General features: G+C 73.0%; 15 protein-coding genes. 13 read left to right on the forward strand and 2 right to left on the reverse strand.

Annotation, left to right across the window (positions count from 1 at the left end; translation table 11 throughout):
- The first annotated feature begins 58 nt into the window (after positions 1-58).
- The 3 genes from ACGFK0_RS10245 to ACGFK0_RS10255 are packed head-to-tail and all read left to right on the forward strand — an operon-like array spanning position 59 to position 2,988.
- Positions 59-1,858, forward strand: a complete 1,800-nt coding sequence (locus tag ACGFK0_RS10245) for a DEDD exonuclease domain-containing protein (protein ID WP_392902546.1) — start codon at positions 59-61, stop codon at positions 1,856-1,858.
- 44 nt (positions 1,859-1,902) lie between these two features.
- Complete coding sequence (locus tag ACGFK0_RS10250; RefSeq protein ID WP_392902548.1) at positions 1,903-2,652, forward strand: rhomboid family intramembrane serine protease; 750 nt, start codon at positions 1,903-1,905, stop codon at positions 2,650-2,652.
- Between the two features lie 48 nt (positions 2,653-2,700).
- Entirely contained in the window at positions 2,701-2,988 is a 288-nt protein-coding gene (locus ACGFK0_RS10255; protein WP_392902551.1) for an Lrp/AsnC family transcriptional regulator, read from the forward strand.
- 36 nt (positions 2,989-3,024) lie between these two features.
- On the opposite strand, the gene trpD is transcribed toward ACGFK0_RS10255, so the two are convergent.
- Complete coding sequence (trpD, locus tag ACGFK0_RS10260) at positions 3,025-4,071, reverse strand: anthranilate phosphoribosyltransferase (protein WP_392902555.1); 1,047 nt, start codon at positions 4,069-4,071, stop codon at positions 3,025-3,027.
- A gap of 46 nt (positions 4,072-4,117) precedes the next feature.
- Complete coding sequence (locus ACGFK0_RS10265) at positions 4,118-4,540, reverse strand: hypothetical protein (protein ID WP_392902558.1); 423 nt, start codon at positions 4,538-4,540, stop codon at positions 4,118-4,120.
- A gap of 93 nt (positions 4,541-4,633) precedes the next feature.
- Between ACGFK0_RS10265 and ACGFK0_RS10270 the strand changes: the two genes are divergently transcribed.
- From ACGFK0_RS10270 to ACGFK0_RS10315, 10 genes are all read left to right on the forward strand, one after another.
- On the forward strand, positions 4,634-5,290 hold the full coding sequence (locus ACGFK0_RS10270) for a heme-copper oxidase subunit III (RefSeq protein ID WP_392902561.1): 657 nt from the start codon (positions 4,634-4,636) through the stop codon (positions 5,288-5,290).
- 52 nt (positions 5,291-5,342) lie between these two features.
- On the forward strand, positions 5,343-6,251 hold the full coding sequence (locus ACGFK0_RS10275) for a c-type cytochrome (protein ID WP_392902564.1): 909 nt from the start codon (positions 5,343-5,345) through the stop codon (positions 6,249-6,251).
- A complete protein-coding gene (locus ACGFK0_RS10280) occupies positions 6,248-7,363 on the forward strand; it encodes a Rieske 2Fe-2S domain-containing protein (RefSeq protein ID WP_392902567.1) in 1,116 nt (371 codons plus the stop codon). Before ACGFK0_RS10275 ends, ACGFK0_RS10280 begins: the two co-directional genes overlap by 4 nt.
- Positions 7,360-8,982 carry a cytochrome bc complex cytochrome b subunit gene (locus tag ACGFK0_RS10285; RefSeq protein ID WP_392902570.1) on the forward strand — a complete coding sequence of 541 codons (1,623 nt, stop codon included), beginning with the start codon at positions 7,360-7,362 and terminating at the stop codon, positions 8,980-8,982. Before ACGFK0_RS10280 ends, ACGFK0_RS10285 begins: the two co-directional genes overlap by 4 nt.
- A gap of 88 nt (positions 8,983-9,070) precedes the next feature.
- The gene (locus tag ACGFK0_RS10290; RefSeq protein ID WP_392902572.1) at positions 9,071-10,198 is read left to right on the forward strand and encodes a glycosyltransferase family 4 protein; all 1,128 of its coding nucleotides are present in this window, start codon (positions 9,071-9,073) and stop codon (positions 10,196-10,198) included.
- Between the two features lie 17 nt (positions 10,199-10,215).
- On the forward strand, positions 10,216-11,007 hold the full coding sequence (locus tag ACGFK0_RS10295; RefSeq protein WP_392902574.1) for a hypothetical protein: 792 nt from the start codon (positions 10,216-10,218) through the stop codon (positions 11,005-11,007).
- Between the two features lie 551 nt (positions 11,008-11,558).
- Positions 11,559-13,097, forward strand: coding sequence for a penicillin-binding transpeptidase domain-containing protein (locus ACGFK0_RS10300; RefSeq protein ID WP_392902577.1), 1,539 nt, complete (start codon positions 11,559-11,561; stop codon positions 13,095-13,097).
- 575 nt (positions 13,098-13,672) lie between these two features.
- Positions 13,673-15,529 carry a peptidoglycan DD-metalloendopeptidase family protein gene (locus tag ACGFK0_RS10305; protein ID WP_392902580.1) on the forward strand — a complete coding sequence of 619 codons (1,857 nt, stop codon included), beginning with the start codon at positions 13,673-13,675 and terminating at the stop codon, positions 15,527-15,529.
- A complete protein-coding gene (locus ACGFK0_RS10310) occupies positions 15,510-16,376 on the forward strand; it encodes a hypothetical protein (protein WP_392902582.1) in 867 nt (288 codons plus the stop codon). The genes ACGFK0_RS10305 and ACGFK0_RS10310 overlap by 20 nt, the downstream gene beginning before the upstream one ends.
- Entirely contained in the window at positions 16,373-17,884 is a 1,512-nt protein-coding gene (locus ACGFK0_RS10315; RefSeq protein WP_392902583.1) for a ferredoxin, read from the forward strand. The genes ACGFK0_RS10310 and ACGFK0_RS10315 overlap by 4 nt, the downstream gene beginning before the upstream one ends.
- Positions 17,885-17,894: the final 10 nt, after the last annotated feature.

The raw sequence follows: 17,894 nt of genomic DNA on the forward strand, positions 1-17,894 counted from the left end.
CGCCCCTCAACCCTAGCGGGCCGGGCTTCTGTCGGTGGCGTCCTCTACGGTCGCGCACATGACGGCTGCGCACGGTGTCCAGGGGGCCGGTGTCCAGGGAACTCTGGACGACCTCGGCACGCCATTGTCCGAGGTCACCTTCGTGGTGGTCGACCTGGAGACCACGGGCGGCTCGGCCGCCGACTCGGCCATCACCGAGATCGGCGCGGTCAAGGTCCGCGGCGGAGAGGACCTCGGCGAACTCGGCACGCTCGTCGATCCCGGCGGGCCCGTCCCGCCGTTCATCACCGCGCTGACCGGCATCACCACGTCGATGGTGACGGCCGCGCCGCGCATCGAGTCGGTGCTGCCCGCGTTCCTGGAGTTCGCGCGCGGCGGCGTGCTCGTCGCGCACAACGCGTCCTTCGACATCGGCTTCCTCAAGGCCGCCTGCGCCGAGCACGGCCACGCCTGGCCCACGTTCCCCGTCGTCGACACCGTCGACCTCGCCCGCCGCGTCCTGTCCAAGGAAGAGGTGCCCAACTGCAAGCTCGGCACGCTCGCCCGCTTCTTCCGCACCACCACCGAGCCGACGCACCGGGCGCTCGCCGACGCCCGCGCCACCGTGGAGGTCCTGCACGGCCTGATCGAGCGGCTCGGCTCCTTCAACGTCACCACGCTCGAGGAGATGCGCGGCTTCGCCAAGGCCCCCACGCCCGAGCAGCGCCGCAAACGCCACCTCGCCGACGACGTCCCGAGCACGCCCGGCGTCTACCTGTTCGAGGACGCCTCCGGCGAGGTGCTGTACGTCGGCAAGAGCGGCGACCTGCGCTCGCGGGTGCGCAGCTACTTCACCGGCTCGGAGACGCGGTGGCGCGTCCGCGAGATGGTCGGCCTCGCCGAGAACGTCCGGACGATCGAGTGCGCCACCGGGCTGGAGGCCGAAGTCCGCGAGCTGCGGCTGATCGCCGAGCACAAGCCCCGCTACAACCGCCGGTCCAAGTTCCCCGAGCGGGCCATCTGGCTGAAGCTGACCGTGGAGCCGTTCCCGCGGCTGTCCATCGTCCGCGAGTGCCGCACCGACGGCGCCCGCTACCTCGGGCCGATCCCGTCCCGCCGGCAGGCCGAGGAGGCGCGGGCGGCGCTGCACGAGGCCGTCCCCCTGCGCCAGTGCACCCAGCGGCTGACGCTCCGGCTGATCGAGCGCGGCGGTGCCCGCGCGTGCGCGCTCGCCGAGATCGGCCGCTGCGGCGCGCCCTGCGACGGCCGCGAGTCCGCCGACGCCTACGCGGTCCACGTCGGCACGGCGCGTTCGGTCATGGAGGGCGACGTGCGTCCCGTCGTGGCCGCCGCCCAGGTGCGCATCGACCGGCTCGCCTCCGAACTGCGCTACGAGGAGGCCGCCGCCCAGCGCGACCGGCTCGCCGCGTTCGTCCGCGCCGCCGCCCGCGGGCAGCGGCTCGCCGCGCTGGCCCGGCTCCCCGAGATGGTGGCCGCCCGTCCCGGCTTCGACGGCGGCTGGGAGCTGTCGGTCGTGCGCTACGGACGGCTCGCCGCCGCCGGGACCGTTCCGCCCCGCGCCCACCCCCGCCCCTACGTCGACGCGCTCATCGCCACCGCCGAGACCGTCTTCCCGCCCGCGGGCGAAGCGCCCGGCGGCGTCGCGCTCGGTGAGCCGCCCTCGGCGGGCGCCACGGCCGAGGAGATGGAGTGCGTGCTGCGGTGGCTCGATCTGCCCGGTGTCCGCCTGGTCGAGGTCGACGGCGCCTGGACGTGCCCCGCGCACGGCGCCGAGGGCCTGCGCGAGCTGATCGACCGCGCCTACGACAGGACGTACGAGCGGCGTGAGCCGTCCCATTCCCGGCCCGGCCGCCGCTAAGGTGATCGGGGAAGCTCGGCGCCCGGAGAGGACTGCACCCGCGAATGGCCCTGCCTCTCTACGACAGCCAGCCGGCCCGGCGCGTCCCGTGGGTGACGTACCTGCTGGTCGCGGCCAACGTGGTGGTGTTCCTGCTCACCCCGATGTCGAACTTCGCCACCTGGTACGGCGAGGACCGGGTCCGCGAGTGCAAGGCCGCGCATTTCACCTACGAGTACGGCGCCGTCCCCAAGGAGCTGACGACCGGCGACCAGCAGCCGGTGCCGACCGACATCGTGCGCCAGTGCGGGCCCGCGGGCTTCGACAAGGCGCCCTGGACGTCGGCATTCACCTCGATGTTCCTGCACTCGGGGGCACTGCACCTGCTCGGCAACCTGGTCGCGCTGTTCGTCGTCGGGATGGGCGTCGAGGACCGGCTCGGACGATGGCGCTACCTGTTCAGCTACCTGGTCTTCGGGCTCGCGGCCGTCTACGGCTTCGCATGGACGTCGCCGGACTCCGTCATCCCGCTCATCGGCGCGTCCGGCGCCATCGCCGGGGTGATGGGCGCCTACGTGATCCTCAACCCCCGGGGCCGCATCGTGAGCTTCGTGCCGCCGATCATCGTGATCCGGCTGCCGGTGTGGGTGGTGCTCGGGTACTGGTTCGTCCTGCAGTGGCTGTCTCTGGGCGACGAGCAGAGCAACGTGGCCTACACCGCGCACATCTACGGTTTCGTCGCCGGAGTGGTGTTCGCGCTCCTCGCCCGCCGGGCAGGTGCGGCCGGACGCCTCGCCGCGCTGAGCCGCGGCTGACCCGTGCCCGGTAGGGTCGGAGTGTCGCAATCTCAGGGGGAGGATGAAGTGGTCACTGCGATCGTGTTCGTCAAGGCCGACGTCGCGCGCATCCACGAGGTGGCCGAGACGATCGCCGCCCTGGACGGCGTCAGCGAGGTCTACTCCATCACCGGGGAGCACGACCTGATGGCGATGGTCCGGGTGGGCCGCCACGAGGCGCTGAACGACGTCATCCCGGGCCGCCTGAACAAGGTCCCCGGCGTCCTCGGCACCGAGACGCACATCGCGTTCCGCACCTACTCCCAGCACGACCTGGAGCAGGCGTTCGCCCTGGGCCTCCCCGACGCCGACTGACAGAGATCCCCGCCACAACCTCTGTGGTCAGTACAGCTAGCGCAGCCTCTGGGAGAGGTCGACCCAGTTGTCCAGGAGCGTGCTCGCGGCGCCGGAGTCGACGGCGGCCGCGGCGCGTTCGTAGCCGTCCCGCAGGGCCCCGGTGAGCCCGCCGGCGGCCGGCGCGCCGTCGTAGGCCGTGATGAGCGCGGCGGCGTTCAGCAGCACCATGTCGCGGACGGGGCCCGGCCGCCCGGCGAACGTCTCGCGGGCCGCCCGGCCGTTGAAGTCGGGGCCCGCGCCGCGCAGGTCCTCCGGCTCGGCCGGCGGGATGCCGAGGTCGGACGGGTCGAACGTCGTCTCCGTCGCCGTCCCGTCGCGGACGACCCACACCGTCGAGGTGCCGGTGGTCGTCAGCTCGTCCAGGCCGTCGTCGCCGCGGAACACCAGCGACGAGCAGCCGCGGGCGGCGAACACGCCGGCGACGACGCCGGCCATCCGCGGGTGGAACACCCCGACCGCCTGGGAGGTGGGACGCGCCGGGTTCGTCAGCGGGCCGAGGAAGTTGAACACCGTCGGCGTGCCGAGTTCGCTGCGCGGCTTGGCGGTGTGCTTGAACGCGGGGTGGTACAGCGGCGCGAAGCAGAAGGCGATGCCGAGCTCCTCGGCGACCCGCTCGGTGGCCCCGGGGGACAGGTCGATGGCGACGCCGAGGTTCTCCAGCAGGTCCGCGGCGCCGCACGACGACGACGCCGCCCGGTTGCCGTGCTTGACGACCCGGACGCCCGAGGCCGCGGCGACCACGGCCGCCATCGTGGAGATGTTGACCGTGTGCGCCCGGTCGCCGCCGGTCCCGACGAGGTCGGCGATGGGGCCCGGCACGTCCACGGGGGTGGCGTTGTCCATCATGCCGTCGGCGAGGCCGGTGACCTCCTCGACCGTCTCGCCCTTGGCGCGCAGCGCGACCGCGAAGCCCGCGATCTGCACGTCGGTGGCCTCCCCGGCCATGATGCTGTTCATGGCCCAGGAGGTCTCCTCGCTGGACAGCGAGTCGCCCGAGAGCAGGGCGTTGAGGAGTGCGGGCCAGGTGGTGCGCGCGTCCATGTCCCCTACAGCGTCGATCGGTTGACGGGTTGGGCGGGCCGGCCGGCTAGAGGACCGGCAGGCGGGTCTCGATGCGCTTGCGCATCAGGCCGGCGAGCGCGTTGGCGACGGCGATCGGGTCGAGCGGGAGGCTCACGACCGCGTCCGCGCGCGACCAGGTCGCGAGCCAGCCGTCGTCGCGGCGGCCGATGATCGCGAGGACGGGCGGGCAGTCGTACACCTCGTCCTTGGCCTGCCGGCAGACGCCGAGGCCGCCCGCGGGCTGCGCCTCGCCGTCCACGATAAGGACGTCGATGTCGCCCTCGTCGAGCCGCTCGATGAGGGCGGGCCGCGTCGCCCGCTCGATGAACTCGACCTTCGGGAGGCCGGCGGCGGGGCGGCGCCCGACCGCCATCCGGATCTGGGCGCGGGTGTTCGCGTCGTCGCTGTAGACGAGAACCTTCATCGGGCTCTCCGGGACGGTGCTCATGGACGTGAAGGTTACCGGGTCGGGAGCGCCGGGGACACGCTCGGGAACCCTAGAAGGGGGGTCATGCGTCACTCACGGGATGGGGGCGCAATAATGTCGCCCGTGACAGCATCCGCGATAGAGACAACACCTCACGCACGGGCGAACCGTCCCAATCTGGTCAGCGTGGGGACGATCGTTTGGCTGTCGTCCGAGCTGATGTTCTTCGCGGCGCTGTTCGCGATGTTCTTCACGATCCGCTCCGTGACGATCGGCCAGTCCGGGCAGGACGCCTGGCCGGGCGCCCCGCTGGACCTGCCGCTTTCGGCCTTCAACACCACGATCCTGGTGCTGTCCTCGGTGACGTGCCAGATCGGGGTGTTCAAGGCGGAGGCCGGCAAGGTGGGCCGCGACGGCGGCCTGCTGAACTTCCGGCGCTGGGGGCTGCGTGAGTGGTACGTGCTCACGTTCCTCATGGGCGCCTACTTCGTGGCCGGCCAGGGGTACGAGTACTACAACCTGGTCACCCACGACGGGCTGACCTTCTCTTCCTCGGCCTACGGGTCGGTCTTCTACCTGTCGACCGGCTTCCACGGCCTGCACGTCATCGGCGGCCTCATCGCCTTCCTGTTCATCCTCGGGCGGACCTACGCCGCGAAGCGCTGGACGCACGAGCAGGCGACGAGCGCGATCGTCGTGTCCTACTACTGGCATTTCGTCGACGTGGTGTGGATCGGCCTGTTCTCGGTCGTCTACCTTCTCGACGTCTGACCGGCCCGACGACCCTGACCCACCAGAAGACATGACCCGAACGGGGATTTCCGTGAAAAGGATCACCGCATGGCGACGGCGCCCGTGGGCGGGCTACGCCGTCGTGCTGGCGGCCCTGGCGGCGATCGGCGTCATCTACGCCGGCTTCTCGCCGAAGACCGACCACGCCGAGGCGCAGAGCAGCGCCCAGGCCGCGCAGGACCTGGCGAACGGCCAGGCGCTGTTCAACAAGAACTGCGCGAGCTGCCACGGGTTGAACGCCCAGGGCACCGAGGACGCCGACGGCAACCCGATCGCGCCCAGCCTGATCGGCGTGGGCGCCGCCTCCGTCGACTTCCAGGTCACCACGGGCCGCATGCCCGCGATGAACCCCGGCGCGCAGGTGCCGCGCAAGGAGCCGATCCCCGCCTTCAACACCTCGATCAAGACCGACTACGAGGAGCCGGAGAAGCGGCGGCACGCCGAGGAGCAGGTCGCCCAGGCACAGAAGAACGTCGCCGACCTGCGCGCCTACATCCAGTCGCTGGGCGGCGGCCCGGAGGTTCCGCCGGCCTCGGCCGTCGACCCCGAGGGCGGTGACGTCGCCCTCGGCGGCAAGCTGTTCCGCACCAACTGCGCCCAGTGCCACAACTTCACCGGTCAGGGCGGCGCGCTGACCGGCGGCAAGTACGCCCCTCCGCTGACGGGGGACGTCACGCCCACCCAGATGTACGAGGCCATGCTGACCGGGCCGCAGGCGATGCCGGTCTTCAACGACACCACGCTCACGCCGGAGGACAAGCGGGCGATCATCGCCTACCTGGTCGACGTGCGCAACGAGCCGAACCCGGGCGGTAACGGCCTCGGGCGCATCGGCCCGGTGAGCGAGGGCCTGGCCGGCTGGCTGGTCGGCCTCGGGCTGCTGGTGCTGGCCGCCATGTGGATCACCGCGAAGAAGCCGAAGAAGCTGAAGAAGTCATGAGCGACGACAACAACGAGAGCGCGGGCTCGACGGACCCGCGCGAGGAGGGCGGCCGGCGCGAACGCGTGGTCGGCACCCCGTCCCCGGCGAGGGAGAAGGCCCTCCTCGCCGAGGACGACATCTCGGCGCCCGCGGGCGTGGGGGATCAGCTCGACGAGGCGTCGGCCAAGCGGGCCGAGCGGATCGTCGCGGCGTTCTTCCTGCTCGCGTTCGCCGCCAGCGTGACGTTCATCGCGTACTTCATCGGCTGGAGCGGCCGCGACGGCGGCATGCACGGCGTCTGGGACGCCCGCGAGTCCAACTTCTGGCTCGGCGGGACGATGGCGGTGGCCTTCCTCGCGATGGCCGCCGGCGTCACCATCTGGGTGCGGCGGCTGATGACCAGCAAGCCGATCGTCCAGGAACGGCACGAGCTGGCCTCCGACGAGGAGAGCCGGGCCGCCTTCGCCAGGGACTTCGTCGAGGGCGCCGACGACAGCGGCATCACCAAGCGGCCGCTGCTGCGCCGCACGCTGCTGCTGGCCGCCGCGCCGCTCGGCCTGGCCCCGCTGGTGCTGTTGCGCGACCTCGGCCCGCTGCCGGAGAAGAAGCTCCGCAGCACCTACTGGGCCGACGCCGTCGAGCGGGCGAAGGGCGAGGGCAAGAAGGGCGTCCGCCTGGTGGTGGACGGCACCCACAAGCCGCTGCGGGTCAGCGACTTCGCCGAGCCCGGCGGCATGATCACCGTCCTGCCCGAGGGTCTTGAGGAGCACGTTCCCCACGACCGGGTGCTGACGGAGGTCGCCAAGGCGGTCACGATCCTGATCAACGTCCCCGAGGCCCTGTTCAAGCCGGCCGAGGGCCGCGCCAACTGGCACGTCAACGGGGTCGTGGCGTACTCGAAGGTGTGCACGCACGTCGGCTGCCCCGCGGCCCTGTACGAGCAGACCACGCACCACATCCTGTGCCCGTGCCACCAGTCCACGTTCGACGCCACGGACGCGGCGAAGGTCGTCTTCGGTCCCGCGGCGCGGCCGCTGCCGCAGCTGCCGCTGGGCGTGGAGGACGGGTACCTCATCGCGACGAGCGACTATCAAGAGCCCGTCGGACCGAGCTTCTGGGAGCGCGGATGAGCGACACCACGGCTCCGAAGGCCGTCGAGGGCACGCTCGGCTTCATCGACGAACGCCTCGGATCCACCACCTTCTTCAGGCGGAACGTCAAGAAGGTCTTTCCGGACCACTGGTCGTTCATGCTGGGCGAGATCGCCCTGTACTCCTTCATCATCCTGCTGCTGACCGGTACGTTCCTCACGCTCTGGTTCAAGCCGAGCATGGTGGAGGTCGTGTATGACGGTTCGTACACGAACCTGCAGGGCGTGACGATGTCCGAGGCGTACGCCTCGACGCTGCACATCAGCTTCGACGTCCGCGGCGGCCTGCTCATGCGGCAGATCCACCACTGGGCGGCGATCCTGTTCATGGCGTCGATCCTGGCGCACATGCTGCGGGTGTTCTTCACCGGCGCCTACCGTAAGCCGCGCGAGCTGAACTGGCTCATCGGCCTCGGCATGTTCACCCTCGGCATCCTGGAGGGCCTGTTCGGCTACTCGCTGCCGGACGACCTGCTGTCGGGCACCGGCCTGCGGATCACCCAGGGCGTGGCGGAGTCGATCCCCGTCGTCGGGACCTACATCTACATGTTCCTGTTCGGCGGCGAGTTCCCCGGCCAGGACATCGTCCCCCGGCTGTACATGCTGCACATCCTGCTGATCCCGGGCCTGCTGCTCGGCCTGATCACCGCGCACATGATGATCATGTGGCATCAGAAGCACACCGCGATGCCGGTCAAGCACCAGTCCGAGAAGCAGGTGTACGGCTACCCGTTCTACCCGGTGTTCATGGCCAAGACGGGCGCCTACTTCCTGTTCACGTTCGGTGTGTGCGCGCTGTTCGGCGCGTTCCTGCAGATCAACCCGGTCTGGCTGTACGGCCCGTACGATCCCGGCGCCATCTCGTCCGGCTCCCAGCCGGACTGGTACATGGGCTTCCTCGAAGGCGCGCTGCGGATCATGCCCGGCTGGGAGATCACCGCCTGGGGCCACACGGTCAGCCTGAACGTGCTGATCCCCGCATTGGTGCCGCTCGGCATCATCATGACCGGTGCGGCCCTGTGGCCGTTCGTCGAGGCATGGGTGACCGGCGACAAGCGGCAGCACCACGTCAACGACCGGCCGCGCAACGCCCCGATCCGCACGGCGACCGGCATGGCCGCGGTGACGTTCTACGGGCTGCTGTGGCTCGGCGGCGCGAACGACATCCTCGCCGAGCGGTTCCACATCTCGCTGTTCGCCACGACCTGGTTCTTCCGCGTCGCGTTCTTCGTCGGCCCGGTCCTGGCGTTCATCATCACGAAGCGGATCTGCCTCGGCCTGCAGCGCAAGGACGCCGGCATCGTCGGGCACGGCGTGGAGAGCGGCGTGATCCTCATGTCGCCGGAAGGCAAGTTCTCCGAGCGGCACGAACCGGCGCGCGAGGAGGAGAAGGCCGTTCTGCTGTCCAAGGAGAACGCCAGGCCCGAGGCGCCCGACCGGGACGCCCAGGGCATCCCCGCCGCCAAGGGCCCGATCGGGCATCTGCGTTCGCGGCTGAACCGCGCGTGGACCTTCGACGACATTCCCGTCGAGGAGCACGGGCATGGCGAGCATGAGGCGATCGAGAGCGGCAAGGACTCGGAGCAGGTCAAGCACTGACCCGTCATCCCGGCCTCGGAGGGGCCCGGCACCGTCACGGCGGTGCCGGGCCCCTGCCGTTCCCACCGGGTCCGTATGCTGGCCGGCGATGACCAAGACGCTGTTCGTCACCAATGACTTCCCACCCCGTCCGGGCGGCATCCAGGCGTTCGTGCACGGCCTCGCGGTGCGGCGCCCGCCGGGCTCGGTGGTCGTCTACGCCCCGGCCTGGAAGGGCGCCGCGGAGTTCGACGCGGCGCAGCCGTTCCCGGTGGTCCGGCATCCGGGGTCGCTGATGCTGCCGGAACCGGGCGTGCTGCGCCGGGCGGCGGACGTGCTGCGCGCGGAGGGCTGCGACTCGGTGGTGTTCGGCGCGGCGGCGCCGCTGGGGCTGCTGGCCCCGGCGCTGCGGCGGCGCGGCGCGGGGCGGCTCGTCGGCATCACCCACGGGCACGAGGCGGGCTGGGCGTCGCTGCCGGTCGCGCGGGCCCTTCTCGGGCGCATCGGGGACGACGTGGACGTGCTGACGTACCTGGGCGAGTACACGCGGTCCCGGATGGCGCGGGCGCTGTCGCCGGACGCCGGGGCCCGGATGGCGCGGCTCGCTCCCGGCGTCGATGAGAAGGTGTTCCGCGCGGGCGCCGGCGGCGAGGAGATCCGGGCGCGGCATCGCCTGGCCGGCCGTCCCGTGGTCGTCTGCGTCTCCCGGCTGGTGCCGCGCAAGGGGCAGGACGCCCTCATCCACGCCTGGCGGCACGTCCTGCGCTCGGTACCGGACGCCGTGCTGCTGCTCGTCGGCGGCGGGCCGTACCGGGACGATCTGGAACGCCTTGCCGCGTCGCTCGGGGTGGGCGGGTCGGTCGTGTTCACCGGCGGCGTCCCGTGGGAGGAACTGCCCGCCCACTACGACGCGGGGGACGTGTTCGCGATGCCGTGCCGGACCCGCCGCCGCGGCCTGGACGTGGAGGGGCTCGGCATCGTCTACCTGGAGGCGTCGGCGACCGGGCTGCCGGTGGTGGCGGGCGACTCCGGCGGCGCGCCCGACGCCGTGCTGGACGGCGAGACCGGGGTCGTCGTGCCCGGCCGTTCGGTCGCCCGCCTCGCCGAGGCGCTCACCGGGCTTCTCACGGACCCCGGCCGCGCCCGCGCAATGGGCGAGAAGGGCCGCGCCTGGGTGGAGCGCGAGTGGCGCTGGGAGATCCAGGCCGCTCGCCTCGGCGGCCTGCTCGCGTCCTGAGATGGCAGGATGCGGATATGGACATCGAGGACGCATGGGCCCGCGTTCCCGGGGAGGCCGCCCGGTGGCTGCACGATCTGGATCCCGACCACTGCTATTCAGGGTTCGAGCCGCCGCGCCGTCCCGACTCCGTCTGGCTCCTGCACGCGATGTACGCGTGGGAGGAGGGGCTGGTCACCACGACCCACGACGATGTCCACCAGTCCGTGGCGGCGGCTGGCCTGGCCGACACGGCCGGTGACGTGCCCGGCGATGTGGGCGACCTGCTGGAGGGCGCGATCGTCACCGGCACCGGCCTCGGCCGCAGCGGCGATCCGGGCGCGGGGTGGCGGAGGCTGCGCTGGAAGGAGCTCGCGCGCGGGTTCGGCGAGCATGCCGTCCCGGAGGGGGAGCTGCCCGGCAACCGCTGCCTGCGGCAGGGGCATCCGGCCGGGAGCTGGTCGGCGGCCATCCAGCCGCCCGCGGAGGGCTGTCTCGACCGGGAGAGCTGGTTCCGGCTGATCGGGCTGCTGCTGCGGCACAGCCCGTCCGGCTCGGATACCCGCTGCCTGGCGTACTACTGCCCGCTCGTCACGGCCGACTGGGACGACGAGACGGTCTTCGCGGGACGGCTGGGCGACGCGGCCGCCCTGTACGACCATCCGGAGATGTCCAGCTGCCCGTCCGATCTGTGGGCGGAGGACCGGTCCTGGGTCGTCTACTGCGACTGGGATCTGTGGGGGACGAAGGTCGTCGGGCCCACCGCGCTCGTCGACGCCGTCCTGACCGATCCGGGTCTGGAGGCCGTCCGCCTCCCCTGGACGCGCTGACCGGTGACGCGGCGGCCGGTGACGCGCGGACCGGTGGCCGGTCGGGGCCGTGCCTCGCCTCCGGAGACCGGTTCCACGCGAACGCCCCTGCCGAGATGGGGTGGGTGGTGATCCGGCGTGACCGGCCCGGCGCCCTCGTGGGGGAGGACCTGGAGACGGGCGCGCCGTGCGGGCCGGCCCGCGGGGCCGGATCGAGTTCGCGTGGACGGGAGTGCGGGGCACGGCCCCGGCATCCGGCACCGCGGGGCCCGGCCCCGTGACGGTGCCCGGCCGCGGACGTGCAGGAGGGGTGGGCGCCCCCCTGGGCTGATCCCTGTCGCGGTGATCGACTCATCCGGGGGCACCTCCTGCCGCATGTGTCCGCGGTCATGGACGTTCACGAAGGTAGGCACCCTCGGCCGTCGCGGCATCCCCGTTAAAGCGCGCTTAAGGGGTGGATCAGTCGTCGCTAAGCCCATCACCACATTCGGCCAGAAAGTACCTGTTCTTAAGCATGTACGGCACTATCCGACATTGGGATGATCATCTCTGGGCGGGGTCGAGGAGGACGGGTGCGGTCCAAGGGCCTTGTGGTGCTGGCGGGGGTGCTGGCGGCCGTCCTGGTGGCAGGGCTCACGGTCGGCTGGGCACTGGGGAACGGACGGGGCGGCGATCCCCGGGAGGTCGCGGCCGGGTACTTCGCGGCCTGGAGCCACGGGGACCTGGACGAGATGCGCGAGTTCGTCGCCGACCCGCCCGCCGACTTCGCCTCGCAGCACCGCGCGCTGTCCCGCGGCCTCCTGGTCGACCGCATCGCGTTGGAGCCGCGCCCCGTCGTTCGCACCGGGCGAGCCGCCGCGCGGGCCGGCTTCACCGTCAGCAGGTCGGTCGCCGGGCACGGGAGGTGGTCGTTCACGTCGGAACTGCGGCTCGGGCAGGTGGACGGACGGTGGCGCGTGCTGTGGTCGCCCGCCACGCTGTACCCGGGCTTGAAGGGCAGCGGGCGGTGGGCGCTGCGGCAGGTGCGGGTCCCCGCCGTCACGCTGGTCGCGCGGGACGGCGAGGCGCTGCCCGAGGACGGCCCGCTCGCGCCCTACCTCGCCGGGATCACCGACCGGCTCGGCAAGGAGGACGAGCAGACCGGATGGGCGATCGAGCTGCGCGACGACGGCGGACCACCGCAGCGCGTGAAGCTGTTCGGGGTGGAGAAGGGCGAGAAGATCCGCACGACGCTGGACCGGCGCGTACAGGCGGCGGCGGTGAAGGCGGCCGCGTCCGCGCCCGGCCGGGCCGCGGTCATCGCCGTCCGCCCGTCCAGCGGGGAGGTGCTCGCGGTGGCCGACGGGCTCGGCGGGCTCGGCGCGTTCGCCTCCCTCTACCCGCCCGGCTCGACGTTCAAGGTGGTGGTCGCGGGCGCGCTGATCGCGGACGGGGCGGGCCCCGGGACCGGTGTCGACTGCCCCGCCTCGGTGGTCACCGCGCAGCGCACGATCCACAACGACGAGGACCACGCGCTCGGCCCGACGTCGCTGCGGGCCGCGTTCGCCGCGTCCTGCAACACCACGTTCGCGCGGCTCGCGGTCGAGCGGCTCGGTGCGGCGAAGCTGGCGGCGAGCGCCCGGCGCTTCGGGTTCGGCGTGCGGATCACGCCGGGTGTGGACGCCGCCCAGGGCGGCTTCCCGGACCCGCGCGGCGGCGCGGAACTGGCCGAGGCCGGGATCGGGCAGGGCCGCGTCCAGGCGAGCCCGCTGCTGATGGCGTCGGCCGCCGCCGCCGTGGCGGACGGCTCGTGGCGGGCGCCGCGGCTGCTGGCGCCGAAGCTGATCCGCGAGGGCGGGGGAGCGGTGCCGGAACCCCGCCGGGTGCCCGGGACCTCCGCGCTCGGCACGCTGATGCGGGCCGTGGTCACCGGCGGCACCGCCGCGGGCGCCGGCCTGCCGGCCGGGACGGCGGGCAAGACGGGCACGGCCGAGTTCGGCGGCGGGCGGTCGCACGCCTGGTTCATCGGATACCGCGACGATCTCGCCTTCTCGGTCTTCGTCGAGGCAGGGGGCTCGGGGCCGGAGGTCGCGGCGCCGCTCGCCGCCCGCTTCCTGAAGGCCGTCCGCTGACCGGTGCTCCGCGGCCGCCGTGCGTTCGCGGCGGACTTCCGGAAAAGGTGAGCCTCATCGTGAACACTCCGCGGTGTCCCCGCGTACTCCAGTGGAGAGCAGAAGGGCCGCGGGATAGGGTCTGTACGGATTTCTTGGCACCAGCGCGCAACGAGTGACTCATGGGGCGTATGCTCCCGGAGTGATCGAGCGGGTTCGTCAAGAATCCGTTCGGGGAACGCGGTGGGAGCGAGCGGGCTCCCGCACCGCGATCTCCGATGTCTCAGCGGGAAGGCCGCCGGGTGATGAGCCGGGCGGTCCGGAGCCGACCGGCGTTCGCCGAGCCCTCCGTCTCCTCCACAGGAGAGGGCATGGCGCGACGCGATATCGGGCATGCGTCCCGGAACAACACGCATGCTTCACCGTGGGCCGAGACGCCCGCGCGTCCCTCGTCGAGACCTGAGCCCCGTCGGGGGACATGGTCCGACGAGCCGCAGCCGCGGCCGCAGTGGCCCGAAGGGTCCTGGTGGTCCGAGCAGCCGGACGGCACCGAGCGCGGACGGCGATCGTCGCGCCGCGGGCCGAGCCGGCGCGAGATGAAGCGGCACGAGGCCCGCGCCAAGCGGTCCCGCAAGCGCACGGATGACCAGTTCGGCGCGCGGAACAGGCCTCCCAAGGACCGGGACGACCGTCCGCGGGACGACCGGTCCGATGCGCGGACCCGGCAGTTCGACGCACGGAACGGCCGGTCCGATGCCCGGGCGAACCAGTTCGGCCCTCGCAACGACCCGCCGGATGCGCGGACCCGCCAGTTCGGCCCCCGCAATGATCCACCGGATGCGCGAACCCGCGAGTTCGATGCGCGGGACGGCCGGTCCGATGCCCGGGGCCGGCAGCCCGATCCACGGGACGGCCGGTCCGATGCGCGCACCCGCCGGTTCGACGCCCGGTCCGAGACGCTCGACGCGCGGACGGAAGGGTTCGACGCGCGGACGGAAGGGCTCGCGGCGGGCCGGGACCGGTCGCGGGAGTTCCAGCCGCGCGGCGGACGGGCACGGCCCGCGGAGCGGTCACGCTCCCAGCGGCGCGCAGCGGAACGTCCCCCGCAGCGGGCCACCCGGTCGCGTCAGCCGGCCCGTCCGCCGTCCCGGCGCCCGGCGACACCGCGGCCGGGGCCGAAGGCGAAGCCGCGGCGCGGGCGGCGCCCCACCGACCGGATGAGCATCGGCGCGATCGTGCTGTCCACCGCCGTCGGCCTGTCCCTGCTCGGCATCGCCGAGCGGGCGCTGCTGGAAGGCGGGCCCATCGGCGGGGCGTCCGGCCCGGCCGGCTCACAGCGCGCGATCACGCCGCCCAAGCCCGGCGGCGACCCCGCACAGCCGCAGCAGCCCGGCCGGCCGCAGCAGCCCGGGCAGAGCGGGGCGCCCGCGGCGCCGTCCGCCCCGAACCTCGGGATCCTCGCCGCGCAGGTGCGCGAGCTGACCATCGACGAGCGCGGCGCGGCCGCCCGGCAGGCCTACGGCGCGGCGCCGGCGGGCCGGCCGATCGTGGACGCGACCAGGACGAGCGCCGACAAGAGCTGGGTGTTCGGCACCACCGCGCTCCCCGTCCCCACCGGCAGCACCGCGACCCCCGAAGTGGCGTTCTACGCGGCCCGCTGGACGGGTGAGGAGTGGCAGGTCGCGCTCTCGGGCGGGACGGAGTTCAACGCGCTGCTCGGCGCCGCCCCGGCGAAGGTCATGCCGGCGGCGGAGGTGCGTGCCCTGCGCCGGTACGGCGCCCTCACCGCCGCGCAGGCCACCGCGCTCGTCAACGGCTCGCGGGCCGGCGACGCGCTGATGCTGCCGTGGAAGACCGGCGAGGTCTGGTCGATGACGACCTCAAACGGCTCGCCGCGGCCGCTGGGTTCGCTGGCGTTCTCCGGCGGCGACGGGCGGGTCCTCGCGGCCGGCGACGGCCGCCTCTACCGCTTCTGCGCCGACTCGGGCGGCGGTGCGATGGTCATGCTCGTCCACGGGAGCGGTGTGGCCACCACCTACTACCGGCTCCGCGGCGCGTCGGCGGTACGCGACGGCAGCGTCGTCGAGCAGGGCGCCCCGCTCGGCCGCACCGGTACCGAACGGCCCTGCGGCGGGGCGGCCTCGCCGCGCGCCGAGGTCGGGTTCGGGCTGCGCCGCGGCGGCGGGCCGATCCCCCTCGACGGCGCGCAGATCGGCGGCTGGACGTTCCAGGAGCGGGCCAACCCCCTCCTCGGCTTCGCCGAACGCGGTGTTCTCCAGGTGCTTCCCGGCGGGCTGCTGGCCAACCTCGGCGCGGTCCCCGCGGGGGACGACCCTCCGTCGTCGCCGCCGTCCCCAGGCGCCTCGCCGGAGGACGGCGCCGGAACGCCCCCCGCCCCGGCGGAGGGCGCAACCCAGAAGAGGAGTCCGAGCGGTGCGAATTCGCAACAGTGATGATCCCATGGTCCCCACCTGGGCGCTGCGCCTCGTGCTCGCCGGCGCGGTGCTCGTGCTCGTCGGCGCGGCGACCCCGCAGGGCGCCGTCGCGGTCGCGAACGTGCAGTACTTCCTCAACTTCTTCGCCGGCGTCTTCGCCCTCGTGGCGCTGACCACCGCGGTGATGAGCGGGCTGCTGGCCACCGATCGCCTGATCCTGAAGATCCGGCACCGGGTGCTCGCGCAGGCCCTGCACCGCGCGTCCGCGATCATCTCGGTGGCGATGCTGTTCGCGCACGTGTCGGTGAAGGTGATGGCCGGCCTCGCCCTGCCCGTCAACGTCGTCGTGCCGACGGGCGGGGCGGTCGGCCTCGGCACGGTCGCGTTCGACCTGATGCTCGTCATCGTCGTCACCGGGATGCTGCGGTCGCGGTTCGCGTTCCGGGGCAAGGCGTGGGTGTGGCGGTCGGTCCACGCCCTCGCCTACGTCGCGTGGCCGTTCGCGATCGTGCACGGCCTGATCACCGGCCGGGCCGCGGCGAACTGGGTCGTGCTCTCCTACGTGATGAGCGTGGTGCTGGTCGTGCTCGCCCTGACGACCCGCCTGATCGTGGTGGTCAAACCACGGGAGCTGAACCGCGCCGACGACGAGATCGATCCGTTCTCCAGGCCGGACGGCGCCGGACGCCGCCGCGACCGGCGCGCGATGGCGGCGATGGAGCACGAGGAGGCCCGCGCCGCCGCGGCGGCCCGCGCGAGGGAGGCCGATCCCATGGACGGCTTCGACGACCCGCGCGGCACCGTCCAGGACCCGCGCGGCATGCCCGTGTACGGCGGCGGAAACGACACCGAGGTCTACCGATGACATCGACCGTCACCGTCTCCGGCATCGGCGGTCCGCGGCTCACGCTCGGATTCGACAGGTTCGACCGGCTGGACCTCGACAGGCACCTGGCCGTGCACGGCAGGCTCCGCGCGCCGGACCTGGACGACATCGTCCGCATGTGCGAGCAGGTCGATCTGCGGGGGCGCGGCGGCGCCGGCTTCCCGTTCGCCCGCAAGCTGATGGCCGTGGCGGCGCGGGTCAACTACCCGACGGCCGACCAGACCGCGCTGCTGCCCGGCGAGAGCGGCAACGAACGCGGCTCCAGCGAGGACGTCGTCATCGTGGTGAACGGCGCCGAGGGGGAGCCCGGCAGTTCCAAGGACAAGGTCCTGCTCGAACGGGCGCCGCACCTCGTCCTCGACGGCGCCCAGATCGCCGCGTCCGCGCTCGGCACCCAGCGGATCGTCGTGGCCGTCGAGGACGACGAGGCCGCCCGCTCGGTCCGCGCCGCGATCAGCGAACGGCGGATGCCCGCGCGGGTCGTCCGGCTGACCGAGCGGTTCATCTCCGGGGAGAGCGGCGCGGTGGTCCGCGCGATCAACGGGGAGACGCCGATCCCTCCGGGCGTCAAGGTCCGCGCGTCCGACTCCGGCGTCGATGGCTACCCGACGCTGCTGTCCAACACCGAGACGTTCGCGCAGCTCGCCGTGCTCGTCTCCCTCGGCCCCGACCTGTACGCGTCGGCCGGGACGGACGACGAGCCGGGCACCACGCTGCTCACCGTCGGCGGTACCCAGGTCGTGGAGGCGCCGCTCGGCACGCCGCTCCAGGCCGTGCTCGACCACTGCCAGGTGCCCCCGTCGCCGGGCGTGCTCGTCGGCGGCTACCACGGGATGTGGCTCGGCCCCGCCGCGGTGCCGCGGGCCGTGCTGTCACGCGCGGGGATGCGCCGGGTCGGCGGGACGGTGGGCGCCGGGATCATCCTGCCGCTCAGCCAGGGCACCTGCCCGCTCGGCGAGGTCACCCGGATCGCCTCCTACCTGGCCGCGCAGTCGGCCGGGCAGTGCGGGCCGTGCCGGCTCGGGCTCCCCGACGTCGTGCGGTCCCTCAACTCCCTCACCGAGGGGGCGGGAACGGTGGAGGACGTCCGCCGCGCCGCCGGCATCGGCCGGGGCCGGGGCGCCTGCACCCACCCGGACGGGACCGCCAGGTTCGTCCTTTCGGCGATGGAGGCGTTCGCCGCCGACATCGACGCCCACCGGTGGGGCGGCGGCTGCGATCTGTCGACGTACGGGGTCCTGCCGCTGCCGGTGCCCGACGGCTCGGAGGGCCGGGTGGCGATCGACTGGAGCCGCTGCGACGGGCACGGACTGTGCGCCTACATCGTCCCCGAGCTGATCCAGCTCGACCGGTACGGCTTCCCGGTGGTGCTCGGCACCGACATTCCCTCCTGGATGGAAAAGGACGTGCAGAAGGCGGTCGCGATGTGCCCCGCATTGGCGCTGCGCGTCGTCGACGGCGTCCCCGGCATCCCGTCCAGGCGCTGACCCGACGGTC

Source organism: Spirillospora sp. NPDC048823 (genome assembly GCF_043198445.1).
In the GTDB taxonomy this organism is placed as follows: Bacteria; Actinomycetota; Actinomycetes; order Streptosporangiales; family Streptosporangiaceae; genus Spirillospora.

What these genes read in the sequence shown, in the direction of transcription:
- ACGFK0_RS10245 (WP_392902546.1), top strand. Translation starts at nt 59, where the DNA reads ATGACGGCTGCGCACGGTGTCCAGGGGGCCGGTGTCCAGGGAACTCTG.
- ACGFK0_RS10270 (WP_392902561.1), top strand. Translation starts at nt 4,634, where the DNA reads ATGTCGCCCGTGACAGCATCCGCGATAGAGACAACACCTCACGCACGG.
- ACGFK0_RS10265 (WP_392902558.1), bottom strand. Translation starts at nt 4,540, where the DNA reads ATGAGCACCGTCCCGGAGAGCCCGATGAAGGTTCTCGTCTACAGCGAC.
- ACGFK0_RS10305 (WP_392902580.1), top strand. Translation starts at nt 13,673, where the DNA reads ATGAAGCGGCACGAGGCCCGCGCCAAGCGGTCCCGCAAGCGCACGGAT.
- ACGFK0_RS10250 (WP_392902548.1), top strand. Translation starts at nt 1,903, where the DNA reads ATGGCCCTGCCTCTCTACGACAGCCAGCCGGCCCGGCGCGTCCCGTGG.
- ACGFK0_RS10280 (WP_392902567.1), top strand. Translation starts at nt 6,248, where the DNA reads ATGAGCGACGACAACAACGAGAGCGCGGGCTCGACGGACCCGCGCGAG.
- ACGFK0_RS10295 (WP_392902574.1), top strand. Translation starts at nt 10,216, where the DNA reads ATGGACATCGAGGACGCATGGGCCCGCGTTCCCGGGGAGGCCGCCCGG.
- ACGFK0_RS10315 (WP_392902583.1), top strand. Translation starts at nt 16,373, where the DNA reads ATGACATCGACCGTCACCGTCTCCGGCATCGGCGGTCCGCGGCTCACG.
- trpD (WP_392902555.1), bottom strand. Translation starts at nt 4,071, where the DNA reads ATGGACGCGCGCACCACCTGGCCCGCACTCCTCAACGCCCTGCTCTCG.
- ACGFK0_RS10285 (WP_392902570.1), top strand. Translation starts at nt 7,360, where the DNA reads ATGAGCGACACCACGGCTCCGAAGGCCGTCGAGGGCACGCTCGGCTTC.
- ACGFK0_RS10290 (WP_392902572.1), top strand. Translation starts at nt 9,071, where the DNA reads ATGACCAAGACGCTGTTCGTCACCAATGACTTCCCACCCCGTCCGGGC.